Origin of the sequence: Mesobacillus sp. S13 (assembly GCF_020422885.1) — a bacterium.
Lineage (GTDB): Bacteria > Bacillota > Bacilli > Bacillales > Cytobacillaceae > Mesobacillus > Mesobacillus selenatarsenatis_A.
The window spans coordinates 2,744,138-2,759,288 of record NZ_CP084622.1; the positions used below are offsets into that span (position 1 = coordinate 2,744,138).

The 15,151-nt window shown below is 38.8% G+C and carries 14 protein-coding genes; 1 reads left to right on the forward strand and 13 read right to left on the reverse strand.

The genetic code is table 11. The annotated features are described in order from the left end of the window. Positions 1-2 precede the first annotated feature (2 nt). Together LGO15_RS13985 and LGO15_RS13990 are read right to left on the reverse strand one after the other, a co-directional pair. Positions 3-506: a CBO0543 family protein gene (locus LGO15_RS13985; RefSeq protein ID WP_167832570.1), complete on the reverse strand. Its 504-nt coding sequence runs from the start codon at positions 504-506 to the stop codon at positions 3-5. Positions 507-673: 167 nt separating this feature from the next. After that, complete coding sequence (locus LGO15_RS13990; protein WP_226085093.1) at positions 674-1,918, reverse strand: MFS transporter; 1,245 nt, start codon at positions 1,916-1,918, stop codon at positions 674-676. Between the two features lie 322 nt (positions 1,919-2,240). Here LGO15_RS13990 and LGO15_RS13995 point away from each other — a divergent pair, with 322 nt between their 5' ends. After that, a complete protein-coding gene (locus LGO15_RS13995; RefSeq protein WP_226085094.1) occupies positions 2,241-3,983 on the forward strand; it encodes an AAA family ATPase in 1,743 nt (580 codons plus the stop codon). 28 nt (positions 3,984-4,011) lie between these two features. Here LGO15_RS13995 and LGO15_RS14000 read toward each other — a convergent pair whose 3' ends face one another. The 11 genes from LGO15_RS14000 to LGO15_RS14045 form a co-directional block, all read right to left on the reverse strand. Beyond that, entirely contained in the window at positions 4,012-4,839 is an 828-nt protein-coding gene (locus tag LGO15_RS14000) for an STAS domain-containing protein (RefSeq protein WP_167832567.1), read from the reverse strand. A 144-nt stretch (positions 4,840-4,983) separates the two neighbouring features. Further along, entirely contained in the window at positions 4,984-5,259 is a 276-nt protein-coding gene (locus LGO15_RS14005; protein WP_167832566.1) for a YkvA family protein, read from the reverse strand. Between the two features lie 488 nt (positions 5,260-5,747). Continuing rightward, positions 5,748-6,512, reverse strand: a complete 765-nt coding sequence (locus LGO15_RS14010) for a MerR family transcriptional regulator (RefSeq protein ID WP_226085095.1) — start codon at positions 6,510-6,512, stop codon at positions 5,748-5,750. Between the two features lie 101 nt (positions 6,513-6,613). Beyond that, on the reverse strand, positions 6,614-7,249 hold the full coding sequence (locus LGO15_RS14015) for a hypothetical protein (protein ID WP_226085096.1): 636 nt from the start codon (positions 7,247-7,249) through the stop codon (positions 6,614-6,616). Continuing rightward, positions 7,239-7,763, reverse strand: a complete 525-nt coding sequence (locus LGO15_RS14020; protein ID WP_226085097.1) for a sigma-70 family RNA polymerase sigma factor — start codon at positions 7,761-7,763, stop codon at positions 7,239-7,241. Before LGO15_RS14020 ends, LGO15_RS14015 begins: the two co-directional genes overlap by 11 nt. Before the next feature lie 118 nt (positions 7,764-7,881). Continuing rightward, positions 7,882-10,167 (reverse strand): ATP-dependent DNA helicase, encoded by a 2,286-nt coding sequence (locus LGO15_RS14025; protein ID WP_226085098.1) that lies wholly within the window; start codon positions 10,165-10,167, stop codon positions 7,882-7,884. 116 nt (positions 10,168-10,283) lie between these two features. Next, positions 10,284-10,412: a hypothetical protein gene (locus LGO15_RS24195; RefSeq protein WP_264163705.1), complete on the reverse strand. Its 129-nt coding sequence runs from the start codon at positions 10,410-10,412 to the stop codon at positions 10,284-10,286. A gap of 279 nt (positions 10,413-10,691) precedes the next feature. After that, entirely contained in the window at positions 10,692-11,912 is a 1,221-nt protein-coding gene (locus LGO15_RS14030; protein ID WP_226085099.1) for a helix-turn-helix domain-containing protein, read from the reverse strand. A gap of 185 nt (positions 11,913-12,097) precedes the next feature. Next, positions 12,098-13,384: a S8 family peptidase gene (locus tag LGO15_RS14035; protein ID WP_226085100.1), complete on the reverse strand. Its 1,287-nt coding sequence runs from the start codon at positions 13,382-13,384 to the stop codon at positions 12,098-12,100. Between the two features lie 365 nt (positions 13,385-13,749). Further along, entirely contained in the window at positions 13,750-14,496 is a 747-nt protein-coding gene (locus LGO15_RS14040; protein ID WP_226085101.1) for an STAS domain-containing protein, read from the reverse strand. After that, a complete protein-coding gene (locus LGO15_RS14045) occupies positions 14,483-15,145 on the reverse strand; it encodes a cobalamin B12-binding domain-containing protein (RefSeq protein WP_226085102.1) in 663 nt (220 codons plus the stop codon). Before LGO15_RS14045 ends, LGO15_RS14040 begins: the two co-directional genes overlap by 14 nt. Positions 15,146-15,151 lie beyond the last annotated feature (6 nt).

Sequence of the window (15,151 nt, forward strand, 5' to 3'; positions counted from 1 at the left end):
CCTCATATAAGCTGGTAATTAAAAATCAGTAAATAAAAGAGGACAAAGAACACCGAGAGAATTAACGCAACTAATGGCTTCTTGTGGTGCAGCATGAGCATGGGATACATCGTACTATAGAAAAAAACTTCCCAGCCCATAGACCAGCCGTGTGCAAATTTAATGGCTCCTATTTTGAAGGCAATGGTCTCGACTAAGATAGACAACGATATCCATTTAATATAGTGCAATATTCTTTGGTATTTGCCCTGTGGATAGTTCCCCAGAAACAGAATGATCATACTTGGGTAAAAAATGAATGTATATAATGTTTCAGTGACAAATAGACTGATAAAATTCCTGTCAAATTCCCATAAGTGCTTGTTGCCGATATAAGATATGTACTCATAGAAGCAACTAAACAGAGCCCAATAATAAAAAGTAGGCAGAAATTCCTTCCATCGTTCCCACTTTCCCATTCCAACCGACAAAGCAAATCCACCTAAAATAACAAAAGCATGGAACAATTTCTTCCCTCCCTTTTATCCCAACACTTATAACTTCAATTGATTTCCTTTTCTTCAATCAAATGTATTTTCTACTATTCAAAAGGTTTTATGTATGAAGGGATACCTGTACTGCAGTCACATCACAAAAAAGCTGTACTGGTGTGATTTAAACCAGTACAGCTTTTTTACCCCTCTTCTGTTAAATTGTTCTCTGCCTCAAGAATGAAAAGGTCTTTTTTGGACTGAAGAAATATCAGCGACATCAAAGCTGCAGCGAGTAACAGTCCTATTGCAGAGAATGCGACAGTAACTGTTTGCAGTGTAACTACCTCTGCTATATAACCCAATAACAAAGTTAACAGGATTTGAACCATTGCCTGAAAGAAGGCAAACGAACTGCTAAACCTGCCCATTAAGTCGACTGGTACATTGTTTTGGAAAAAAGTTGCGTAACCAGTAAAAGAAAATGGTGAAAAGAACCCAATAATGATAAAACCGACCACAGCCAAAGGGATCGTTTGTGGTGAAGCAAGATAAAACATCAAGTAACCGGTCACCGACAGAAAAGACCCCATACCCAACAGCATCCTTATTGAAAGACGATTCGCCAGCGCTGACACAGCTAAAGAACCAGCCACATACCCAGCTCCAGTTAGGCTTACCAATAATCCGTAATTCTTTTCGGATAAGCCTATAACCTGTTGTATGAAGGTAACCTCCTGTGAGTCGAGGGAAAATGATATTAAAGTGATGAATTGAAACATAAGGAAAATGATCATAAAACCAGTTGCTGTTTTTCCAAAACTGATGACAGCCTTCCAATCCTCAGCGATCGTTTTCATCGTAATCCGTTCTCTAACTTTTTCACTGCTTAGCTTTTCATCCACATCTGGCAGGAAGAAAATGGCCAATGCACAAAAGAAAAAAGTTACTGCATTAATGTAAATACTTGTATTTATGCTTCCATACATAATCAGAACTCCTGATACACTAGGTCCTACAAGCATCGCACCAGACGTTGCAAACGAAAAGATGGAATTGAAACGTTTTCTTTTTTCGGGTGGAACAAGCTTTGTTATATAAGTTTCTGATGTGGGACCAAAAAATGCTCCCGCTATATTTGTTAAGAACATAATTATGTATATCGGAACAATTGAATTAAAAAATGGGATGATTGCAATGAGAATTCCACGAAGTATGTCAATGTAAACCATTAATCTTCGCTTATTGACACGATCAATGACGCTGCCTGCCCAAGTGTTCGTAAAAAGGATTGCCAATGGCCTAATGATAAATAATCCAGCGATTGCAGCGGCAGAACCTGTTAATTTTAGAACCAATAAATTTATAGCTACAAAATAAATCCAATTACCAATGTTTGAAACCCCTATCCCCAGAACTAAAAGTATGGGATTCTTCCAGCCTTTCAAACAGACCCCTCCCGTGTGCTGAATATGAATGCAAAATTCAATTATCTATTCTCTTTCCATCCTATCTTCAACTTCCAAAAGTTTCAAGAAGCTATTTATATACATTCCATTTTTTTACTGAATTCATTAATTGTCACAATTTGTCCATATTAATTTTCCCAACAATTTATCTGAAACAGGCTCTATACCCGTATTTATGAGCATATTAAACATTTAGTCTATTCTTTTCATTTATTTACCAGCGGGAGTCATACGATTTACCTATTCCTTACATAGGTATATTACTTATAATGGTAGATAGAATAGATAAGGAGCTGAAACCATGAATTCAAATCCGAAGTTTGTTTCTAAGATTCTTCCGCTTTTTGCGGCGTTTATGGTTATAATTACGATTGCAGCGACATTTGTCGTTCAAAATACTGATGATAAAGTATCTGTCCCTTTTTCTTCTCTTGTCAAGAGTATAGAAGGCCTTAATGGCAGCGAAGCAACCCTTACTGAAAAAATAGATGGAACTCTAGTACTTGAAACGAAAGAAGCAACATTAGTTTCCCAAGTTCCTCCCGGAAGCCAAATGGTCGATAAATTAGTAGAAAAAAATAATATAAAATATGAATATATGAATAACAGCAAATATGGTGCCTGGATCCTCGGCGGAGTATTATTGCTTTTGCTAGGTACTGCGTTTGTTATTCAAAAGAAAACTGGTGGTATCGGTACAGGAAATAGAATGAAGAATAGTCTTTCAAAACCTAACCCTCTCCCTTCAATTACTTTAGAAGATGTTGGTGGATTGCAGGAAGAAATGAAAGAGGAAATTTTTCAGACACTCTCAATCTTGAAAAATCCTGAAAAGTCAGCAAAGATGGGCATTAAGCCGCCAAAGGGCATTCTTTTGTATGGACCTCCAGGCACAGGCAAAACCTTGCTTGCTCAAGCTATTGCTCGTGAATTGAACGCCAACTTTTTTTCTGCCAGCGGATCTGCATTTAATGAAATGTTCATCGGTGTAGGTGCCTCTCGTGTCCGAAGCTTATTCCAAAGTGCACGGAAGCAAGGGCCAGCCGTTATTTTCATTGATGAAGTTGATGCTCTTGCCGGTAAACGTAAGCCACATGGCGGTGAAGAAGGTGAAAAGACACTTACAGAATTGCTTGTCCAGCTTGACGGAGGCCACGCTAATGATGGAATTCTTTTCATTGCAGCTACGAACAGGAAAGACATGCTGGATGATGCATTCCTACGTCCCGGTCGTATCGATTTCTCATTTAATGTCCCACTTCCGGATACAAAAGGCAGAAGAGAGATCATCAACATTCATATCAAAGGAAAAAACCTGGCAGATGACGTTGCAGCATCACTTGATGACCTGGCTGAAAGCACTTCTGGATTCTCAGGTGCCGAACTGCACTCGTTGTTTGAAACAGCAAGCAGACGTGCATTAAGGAGTGGACAGGATTTCATTTCAAAGAGTGATATTGATTACTCTCTTGATCGGACCATCCTTGGAAGTACTTCCCGTACTCTTCAGGATGCAGATACAAAGCGCAGGGTTGCCATCCACGAGGCAGGACATGCACTTGTGTCAGCAGTCACTAAACCTGGTTCTGTCCGAAAAGCAACGATCATCCCCAGAGGGCAGGCACTTGGATATGTGGCTCCGATTCCAAAAGAACTTCAATTGTCGACTCATAGCGATTTAATTGACCGTATAGCGATGATTCTTGCTGGTGGTGTAGCCGAAAGGATGATTCTCGGTGAACATAGTATCGGAGTAAGCGGTGATGTCCAGCAAGCTAAACAGATTATAGAGCAAATGGTTGACACGGGTTTGCTGCAGGAAGGTTTCTCACTAACATTCAGTAAAGGCTTGAAAGAAACAAAGATGCAGGAGCTTTTCGATGACGCTTTAGAAAAATCCGAAATGATCATTAATGCTCACAGACAACAATTTGATATGCTAGTAGAAGAATTGCTAAAGAAAGAAACACTTGAAGGTTCAGAAGTTGATGAAATTGTCCAGGATAAGACTCGTTTTCGTGAAGATCAGTATTTAATGGCATAACAAAAAAGGCTTTCTGCGGAAAGCCTTTTTATTTTTGGACTAGAGCCTGGGCCAGGTTTGTTCTTATCTCTTTATCTTTGAAAGAGAGCCCAAGTTGAACAGCTGTCTGGGCAATTTCTGGTCTGATGCCAGAAAGCGTGGTCTTTACGCCTATTATTTCTAATGCGTTCAATAACTGGAATATTTGATGGGCAACCATAGTGTCAATCATCGCCACCCCTGATAAATCAACAAATAGGTGATGAATATCCCTCTTAGCGCATTGCTTAAGTGTATTTTCAAGAATCATTTTTGCTCTTGAAGTATCAATATCCCCAATAAGGGGCAGCAGACCTTGATGGTTGCTTAATGAAATAACTGGGGCACTTAATTCATTGATAGTCGCCTGCTGGGCTTTCAACACGTTTTGAGAGTATTTATATGTAGCTTCGACGAAACGTAAAATGACCTCGTCCATTTCTTTAAGGATAATATCATACCATAAATCGACTTCTTCCCTTGTGATCCCCGGGTTCATCTGAATAAATTTACGGACATAGTCAAAATACTGATTCCTTACGTTTTTAAATTCCCTGATTACGTAATGAATAGGCGTATTAATATGTTCAAAATCACTTGCTATCTCGATGATCCATGGCTCGAAGTCCTGGAAAAATTCTTGTTCCCCTTTATTGAATAACTCAATAAAATGTAAATGGAAATCATGATTTTGTTTTTTCAACGCCTTAATAACCTCAGGGTCTTTCGAAGCATATACACCTGCAGTGTTCGACTTATCAATATTTTCATACCATTCTTCAGTTAAATTATAGCTGTTTTCTTTTAGGTATTCATATAAGTAATGATTTCTGTGCATCAAGCTTCCCCCTGTCTCGAAATGCACCAAATGAAAATAGTGACAAGATGCAAAATCTTCTATTTTGTATTATACCAAAAAAACCTGCCTATTATAAACTCTAACGGATCTATCCTATTACTGGCTTGTATACTGTATCAAACTTTATTCAAGTTTGTGTTTTTCCTTTAACTCAGCCGGAGCCATTTTTATCATCTGTTGGAAAATAATAAGCAGGACACCTACATCATCAACGATTCCGATCAATGTTAAGAAGTCAGGAATGATATCAAATGGCAGGAGAAAATAGCCGATGATCAAACCAGCTGAAATGAATTTTTGCTTTAATGGAACTAGCCTCGAAGTAAAGAACTCTATTAAAAAGGGTAAAAATTTATGCACTTTAAATACAAGCCTGATTCTTTTAAAAAACTTTTTCATGAAAACCCTCCTTCTGACTAGTATTATCCACTTTCACATTTTATTGAATCTTAAAACATTGTAAGATAACATTAATACGTTGGAAATGGAGATATGTTTCATTTACGAATCAAAAAATCAGCCTATAGAGTAGAGGCCACTGAAAGTATGCCGATTGTTTAGATTTTCTTAAGAGCCAAACATAAAAGCAGATCCAACTCCATATTTTTGGAATTGGATCTGCTTTTTTCTTGTTTCTTGTCCTCTTTTGCCTCCAAAGATAATGGCTTTCGTTTAGTAGCACTAGGCTGATTGGAATGGAAGGTGCGTAGACTCCTGCGGGATCAGCGGGTCTGGTGAGACCCCGCAGGCGCTTTAAGGCTCAACGCACGCCCCGCGGAAAGCGAAGCATCCTGGAATGGAAATCAACCGGCCAATTTAACAAAGTTACCCTATAAGGACTTTATCAGTGGCCTCATAGAGTATTGGGTGTTTTTAAGACCTATTATTCATTTACTTTTTTGCTGATCACAATAAAAGTGGATCGCTTCCTTAAAGAATGCTGCCAGTCCTTGTTGGTATTTATCAATGTTCTTTGTGAACCGCGGATCGTCCACATATAAATCACCCAGTCCACGAAAGATTTCCAGTGTGCAATCATAATAGTGATCGGTGATAAACTGGCGCCAATCCGCTACAGCCTGCTGTACTTCTGGAGCTTCTGGGCCCTTGTCCATCCCGGCAATAAGCCGTTGATAAATTCCCTCTGTTTTACTTTGGATGTCTCCCCAGTCTTCCGCTGAATATCCAGCAGTCTTCTCCTCGACTTTTTCGACAGTCTCTTTCCCGTACCGCTCTTTCGCTTCCTCACTATATTTCTTTTGATGTTCTTCAATCTCCTTCATATCAAACCCTTTGAACATATCCTTTTCTGCCATCTTATAACCTCCTTCTATTGAATGAATTGTCCGTTCCACAGTCATGATCATCTCTTCTAGCCGCTTTTTCTTAGCTAAAAGTAATTCTTTATGCTTTTTTAAATTCTCCTTGCGGTTAAACTCCGGCCTATCAATGATATCTTTGATTTCTTGAAGAGAGAGATCCATTTCCTTGAAAACTAATATCTGTTGAAGGCGCTCAAGATTCTCTTCTGAGTATAGTCTATACCCAGCAGTGGACAAAGCTTCTGGTTTGAGTAACCCAATCCGATCATAATGATGTAGCGTACGTACACTCACTCCAGTAAACTCAGCAACTTCTTTTACTTTGTACATGTCTTGATCACCTCCACATATAAATCGTAATCTATGACGCAGCGTCAGAGTCAATACTTTTTATTATTTTATATTTGAAATATGATTCTAGCCTTCTACACTTACTTGAATGGGATTTCTTTCTGATACGCCTTTTCATATTTAGTTAATAGTTCCTCTTTATGTGCTTCACTATTGATTAGAATATCTCCGTATACTGGCACTATTGTATGCCATTCCTTTTCTTCATTCTGCCTGGAAATAAATAAGTAGCTTTCTCCTTCTTTGAGCAGCTGGTCATTTTCCACCAGAATTAGGGTTTCTCCTTCATAGCCCCCTTGCTGGTTGACTGTTATGTCTCCATGCAATTCACCTTTGATGTTCTCAGCCACTTCCACTTTGAACTGCGTTTCAAGCATTCCTCTTTCATCAGATGTTCCAGACAACTTTACAACTCTTCCAACAAACACATTATCTGCCCATCCGACAAGCCTTTTAGGGTCAGTGACATCAAAAGCGTGACTGGTCTGTACTGTTTTGATGACGGGATTTTCAGGTGGCTGATTAGATAACAATCCAGGGCCTGCTATCCCCAGTGCAATGATCGCAGCGAGACCGGGTACTGCAAAGGTGAACCATTTCTTTTTATTGTTATTTCCCATCTCAGATTTTGCCTTTCCAATCCCTAATTTGCTTCGCTCACTCAATTCATTTGGTATTTCAATTTTGCTCATTTCTGTTTGGACTTTATTGCTCACATGCGTCATCTCCCTTCCATTTTTTTCGAAGCTTTTCTAACCCTCGATACAATATTGTCTTTGCTGAGCCTAGTGGAATATCCAATGTCTCCGAAACTTCTTTTAAAGTCATTCCTTGATAAAATCTTAGCAGGATGACACTTTTTTCTTCCTCCCGTAACTCTTCAATCATTCCCCTTAATGTAATTTCGGAAGGCAAATCTTCATGAACTGCTCCTGAAGTAAATTCCTCAAAATCAGATTTCAATGGCACAACTTTTTTCCTTTTTCTAAGAATGTCGAGTGAACAGCTAATGGCTATTCTGATCAGCCATGATTTAAAATATTTTGGCTCCTTCAGTTCTTTTATAGATTTAAACGACTTATACGCTGTTTCCTGTACGACATCCAATGCGTCATTCTCGTTTTTCACATATATATAAGCCATCCTGTATAGATCCTGCTCATATTGCTGGAAAAGCTCAAGAAATGCTTTGTCATTTCCCCTCTGGGCTTTTTTAATCAATGACAGCAATAGATGCACCCCCTTGTTCCATTCTTAATCATTAGACGGAAGTTGCGCCGGTTTGGCTTTCAATTGTTAGAAATATTCAATAAAAATAAAAACATCCTCTAAAAAGCAGGATGTTTGTCTATGTTATACGATAACTTTTCCATAAATCTGGCAGCAAAAACTGATATTTAGACTGTAAATAACGATCATCCATCAATATAATGGTTCCTGTATCTTTTTCTGAACGAATCAGTCTGCCGCCTGCTTGCAGGACTTTGTTCATACCTGGATAAACATAGGCGTAATCATATCCATTTTTACCGTGGGAGGAAAAATGCCGTTTGATCAAATCCCGCTCGAAGCCAATTTGAGGCAGTCCAACTCCCACTATCAACACACCATTCAATCGGTCCCCCTTTAAATCAACTCCTTCTGAAAAGATTCCACCAAGGACAGCGAAACCTACCAGTGAGTCTGATCTTCCTGGTTTAAAGGATTCCAGATACGCTTCACGTTCGGTATCTCCCATTCCTGTATCCTGTACAATCGACGGTATGCCATAATTGCCAAGGTTCCATTCTTCCAACACCGAATTAAGATAGAGATAGGATGGAAAGAAGATCAAGTAGTTGCCTGGCTTAGTCTGAATGGTTTCGACAAGTGTTTTGACAATCGGTTTTATCGAGTTTTCTCTATCCTTGAATCTAGTCGAAATAGGCTTGACCATTACCTGGGTCTGTTCTTGGGAAAATGGGGAAGGAATTCGGACAATATAATCATCTTCTTCTCCGCCCAACAGATCACGGTAATATCCAGTAGGGCTCAAAGTCGCCGAAAAGAAAACACGGGCTTTGAAACTTTTACCTGCTTGCTTGATTAGATAAGAAGGATCAAGGCAAAATTGCTTTATTTTCACTTCATTCCTTTGTATCTCTGCATATAAAATGAACCGTTCATCATAAAGCTTGCTAATTCTTTGCCAATTCTGCGCTGCAAAATAGGTTTCAAGCAACAATTCAGGATTCTCAGATCTTTCGCTTAACAGTTCCTGTTCAGCAAGTTCAATAAAGTCCGATACCAACTGATTGAATTCCCCAAGAGGCTCTACAAATTCGATTGTTTTTGAAGCTTCAGCCTGCTTTTTCACCTTGATAAAATAGTCGTTTATTAGCTTGGAAATTTTATGTATGTTTTCGTTCTTCCCCTTAAACTCCCTCTTAAGCTGCAAAAAAGGTGCCTTTTCCAGAGTGGATGAATACATATCCCTCCCTCTGTCAACCAGATTATGAGCTTCATCAACAAGAAGGACTGTTGCTTTTTTTTGATCATCAAATAAACGCTTTAAAGAAACTTTCGGGTCAAATATATAGTTATAATCACATATGACTGTGTCCGCACTATACGCAAGATCTAGGGAAAATTCAAAAGGGCAAATCTTGTGTTCAAATGCATATCGGTCTATACAATGTCGATTTATAGAGTTTTCATTTTGCAAAATATCAAGTATAGCGTCATTGATTTTGTCATAATAACCGTCCGCAAACTCACAATGCTCTTTATTGCATATCCCCTGACCGGTAAAACATACCTTATCCTTTGCCGTTATAGTCACTACTTTCATTTGAAGGCCTTCGGAAAACAGTTGACTATAAGCTTCTTCAGCTGTTTGCCTGGTCGTTGTTTTAGCAGTCAGGTAAAAAATCTTTCCCAGATGCTCTTCACCTATAGCTTTAATTGCCGGGAAGATGGTAGAAATGGTCTTACCGATGCCAGTTGGAGCACTTGCAAAAATGGTCTTTTTTTCAAGAATGGTCTTGTAGACCGAACCAGCTAGCTGACGCTGCCCTTTACGATAGTGAGGAAAAGGAAATGCCAATTCTTTAATACTTTGATTCCTTTTCAATTCATGCGCTAATCGCAATTTTGCATAAGGAGCAAACATGGATAACATGTACCGCATAGCTTCGTTGATCTCGTCAGTTGTCTGAGTCTTACGGAACCTTTTTATTTCACCGGAAGATTTCTGTACATACGTAAGCTGGATATCGATGCAATCCAGTTCATGGTCCTGCATGTACATATACGCATAGCATTCTGCCTGGGCCCAGTGAGCAAGATTACTTTCTTCATTGATCACATCCAGGCTTAAGGAGGTTGATTTAATTTCATCGATTGTCATGTGTCCATTGTTTTCAAGAAGACCGTCACAACGCCCTTCAATCATAAAATGAAGATTTTCATATTCAATTTCAGCCTTTAAATAGACTTCACTTTGATCTTGTTCATTATATGTTTTTTGGACTTCTCGATGGATTCGAGATCCTTCGGTAAAAGACGAAGTTGAGCTGAATCCAGATACGATACTCCCACTTTTATATACATACTCAGCCAAAGTCCTCACCGGTATCTTCACTACCTTCTGCATCCACTCACCTGCCCCGATCTCTAAAAATCATATAACTAATTATAGTACATATGTTCTTATATATCCAATTAAATAAAAAATCCGCTCCAGAGAATCCTGGAACGGATTGATATCTTTTACCAATGGCGTGTAATTTCAAGCAAAGTGTCAATTTCAATTTGGTTCAGCGCAAAACTTAAATCATTTTCAGCAACATCAGATGTCTCTTCCAATAGCTCGTCAATATCCATGCTAATTGTTCCCATACCGAACCTCCTCATGTTTTTGAGTGGACAGAATATTATTGTCCGGCCTCGTGAAAATAGTTCGTTTATTATATGAGGGTTCTGGGGGTAATTGAACATACTGAAAATTTTCCCAAGTTCCTACCGATAAAAAACAAAAAGGCCTTATGATGGCCTTTTTGTTACACTTTTTTATACTGGAGGTTGGATAGGCGGCATGCCCGCTACCAATACTCCTAAAGCAAATGCACTTGTTGTAAGTAAAGCAAATAACTTCTTTTTCATGTTACATTCCTCCACTTAATTAATTTTTTGAATATATTTTACTGCTTGATCGAACCTGCCTATATTTTGATAGTGATTCGATAGCATTTTGTAAAATCCGATTAATTCCTCACTTTTCCCATCACTTTCTTCTAAGAAAGGGATCACTTTCGTTTCGGAATATGCAAGTGATTTTTCAGGAGAGTCAAGGTTCATAAGGTAATAATTTGATAGAATCTTATACTTGCGATTATCCAACTTCTTTGATACTTCTTGAACCTCTTGAAAAGCCTCTCTTGCTTTATCCAAATTGCCAAGCTCCAAGTTAATTTCACCAATAGAATAAGATGTGATTAAATAATGAAGATTAATCTGTGTCTGCATTGCTTTACTTTTTTCAAAAAAAACAATAGCTTCCTGAAATTTATTAAGTTTTTTTTGCAAGTAACCCATATTATGATATATTTCTGGCAGGAGTTTGCTTTCTTTTAATAATTCTGCATTCCGAATTAAATGTTTAAAACAATCCTGAGCTTCTTCATAAATCTTTGAATGCGTATAATTGATCCCTAATAAAATCAATACATGCAAGATCCTTTTGAAGTTATGGTCTACCATAAATTCTTCTAAGGCTAATTTGCCGTAATAAATAGCGTATCCTGGTTCTTCAAGAGAACTCTTGGCCAGAGCCCGGTGATATAGTAATTCTCCTCTGGATATTTCTACCTTAGAAGCTTTGCCAATCGAACTTAAAATCTCATCTGCTTTTCTACAATTACCTTTCTTTAATAACCATACAGCATTAAGATAGGAAAATAAAGCCATCTGAGGTTGGGAAAATATATTCTTCTGCTTATTCAAAAGTTCAAATTGCTTACTTGCTTCTAATATCTTACCCTTGAAAATAAGGTATCTATATTTAGCTAGCTCATATGTATGTAAATTTGTTGAAAAAGGTATTATTCCTTCAAACTCTTGTAGGCTCTTCATTACTTCGTCAGCTTCGTCATTTAAGTAATAATCGATCTTCTCATTCAGTTCGCTTACTAGCAGCTTAATCTGCCCTTCATTTTCCGTAATGGAAGAAAGGTTTACGCCAAGCCTTTCAAGCAGCAGCCCCATTGTTTCCTGGTTGGCTTCTTTGGCATTACTTTCAATCTTGCTCAAATGGGGAACTGAACATATGCCATTTGCCAGTTCCTTTTGTGTTAGACCTTGTTGAATCCTATAAAATTTAATGAGTGGTCCAAACTGCATATATTCACCTTCCGTTTTTTATTTTAATCTACCATCTTTCCCAAAATTTTAAACAGTTCAAAAGTACTATTTTTGAAAAATTCTATATTTTATAAATTATTTCTTCATATATTACAACAAATACTGAAATAAAGCCACCCGGATCAATCAACCCGGATGGCTGGCAAAGTTGTAAGTGTGTTATATTATCTCACTCGTGGGAAACCGAACCCTGAAGCATAGTCATCGCCCGTAGCTGCGCCTGATCCACCTTTGATGTCATACAGTTTCGCACGTCTTTGAATTTCAGATCGAAGCTGTGAATTGCTCCAAGACTTATTCGCAGACCATAATTTTGCTGCAAGTCCGGAAATATGTGGCGTTGCCATTGATGTACCGCTCATAGTCGTATAGTTTCCGTCAACAGCTGTTGAATAGATGCCGCCGCCTGGTGCTGCTACTTCAACGTCTTTTTCCTGGATATAATAGTCACCGTCAGTATATGGGTTACCGCGAGAAGAGAAGTCAGATACTTTATGTGTTCCATTTACGAATGTATTATCCAGTGACGCAACAGCAATTGCATTTGTTAAAGCACCAGGATAACCAATGGTGTTTGCACTTGGTCCACTGTTACCTGCAGCCGCGACAACCAGTGCACCTTTGCTGTATGCATAGTCAACTGCACTCGCGATCATTGAATCTTTGCCGCTTGAACCCAGTGACATTGAGATGACGACTTTGGTTCCTGTACGTACACCTTCATCTGCAGCATGACGGATTGCTCCTGCGATATCATCTGAGTAACCAGAACCATTATCTCCTAAAACCTTGTATCCCCACAGTTCCGCTTCAGGTGCTACCCCATATACCCCAGCACCATCGTACCCGCCATTGGCAACAGCTGTTCCGGCAACATGTGTGCCATGCCCTTGACGGTCAGTACAAGACCCATTAACCATTGAAGAATATGATTGGGTAAAATCTTTACATTGTTCAACATTGTCAGTTAAATCAATGTGGTTCCGGTTGATACCTGTATCCAGGACAGCTACCTTGATTCCATTACCACCGCTCGTGGCTTGGATGTAATTATCGTTATAGATTGCTTGGATGCCCCAAGGAGTCTGATCAGATGGATAAGATGCCTGGACTGTATAATCACCCTTGCCTTTTCCTTTGCTATTGCTATTTCCTTCAACACGTGCATCAATGGTGTGAATCCCTACCTGAGACACTTCGATATTTTTGTTCTTAAGCAAAGCTTGATATTGTTTACTATTTACCTCTGCTGTAAATCCTTGTTTGCCAAAATCCCATCTCTTTCCATATTGATCTTTTACTTTTGCTTTTTCTGCACTCGGACCTTTAATTAAAACTCGATAAGTATCCTGGCTCTCTTGCACTCCCGCACCAAAAGCCCCTGTTGCAAACAATGAAACACCCATTGCTAAACTAAGTACTGCTGATCCGAGTATTCTCTTCTTCTTCATTCTTTTGCTCCTCTCACCCTTACAAATTTTCAGCTGGCCGGCTGCAAAAATAAGTATATTTTAAATTTTCAGCCAATATCAACAGATAACCAAGCCTATTTGATTGGGAAAAAAGAGGGAGAAGTAATGGATGTCCGCTAAAATTTGGTGTCTTTTAGTAACTCTCTTTCCAGCTACATAAACAGTTCTCGCTGGAACATAAATTCTGTAAAACTGATTACTTCCTTATATACTTTTTTAGAAATGCGGAAGCAATACCAAGCTTAGTTATCATATCAAATGGTAATTCAACACTCAAAAATATTGGGAAACCAATGGTTCACCAAAATAAAAACACTCCGATAAAAATTATCGAAGTGCTCATTTTAAATTGATTTTCTAAACGCTTTGCTGAGAGTATTTAAATACGGTACATCTGGAACAGTCTTTGAACTATTAAGGTAAAAGGCATGATTCGGTTTAATTCCAATTATAAATGGCTGAAGCCCCATCATCTGCAACTCCTTAACTAGTGCCACAAAAGCTTCTACTCCTTCGATTGTAAATTCTCCGACACCATTAAAATCGAACAGTACTTCTAGGTACCCACCTTCTTGGGCTTTCCCCAATACCCTATGTTCGTTTTGGCAGATCAGTTCCTGATCCAGGTTCCCAAAAAGGGGCACCAATGCCGCGCTTTTAGTTAATCTAATGAATGGACAGGACAGACTTTTCATCTCGAAAAGAGTCTTTTCAACCAACTCTTTTTTTTCAAGAAGCTCAAGATTCGTATCTGACAGCCGTTTCCGATGTTTTTCAACAATGCTTTCTAATTCTATAAGGCGATGGTCTTTTTCAATACAAATGACATGACCCCTGCCCTCATTCCAAATGACACTTATGTCGAAAAGGGCGTAAGGAGATTCTTTTGTTTTCATGGTCAGTTCTCCTTCTGCCCTGCCTTCTTTATTTCCCAATATGGATTTTGTTTTGCCATGGCTTTCCCAATCCACCAAATCAAGAAATGTATCTCCTATAGTAAAAGTTTCCGAACTAATTTGAGAAAATTCGAGAATATTATAGTCACTGTCTAATAAAAAATAAGGTTGCGGTGAAAATTTAAGATCCGACATTTGTTTTCACTCCGTGCTGATGACGGTCCAGCCAATCATTTATGTCTTTAAGATTTTTAAGGAAAAGCGTCTGTTCCGATCCATAACGGTCAAATTCATACTGGCTTAACAATCGCCCACCTACAATCACAGCTGGACGGCACGGCAGCTCCTCTAACTCCTTAATATAAGGACGAAGCTGTTCCGCATGATAAAGAATCGAAAAAGAGAGGCATATTGCATCCGGCTTCCATTCCTCGGCGGCCTTTTTAATATATTCAAGGGGAAGATTCGGCCCATGGAATTTTGTTTCCCAACCATATTCACTGAACAATTGGCTAGCCATTTTCAATCCAAGATAGTGCTGTTCATTCTCAACACAAAGAAACATCGCTTTTTTCCCAATTGAGGAAATTTGCATATCCCTGCCCTTTTGCCAACTGTATCGAGCCAATATATAATCACATGTCGAAGTTGCCAAATGCTCATCGGCAACCGTAATTTTATTTGTCTCCCACAAATGCCCGATATGCCTCATGGCAGCCGTAATGATGTTTTCATAGATATATAAACTGTCTTTCGATGCCTCCATCTCATCTTCCAATAGTTCCCAGGAGGCATCCTGGTCACCATCAAGCAAGAGCTGAGAAAGCTCTATAGCCTTGTCCATGGCACC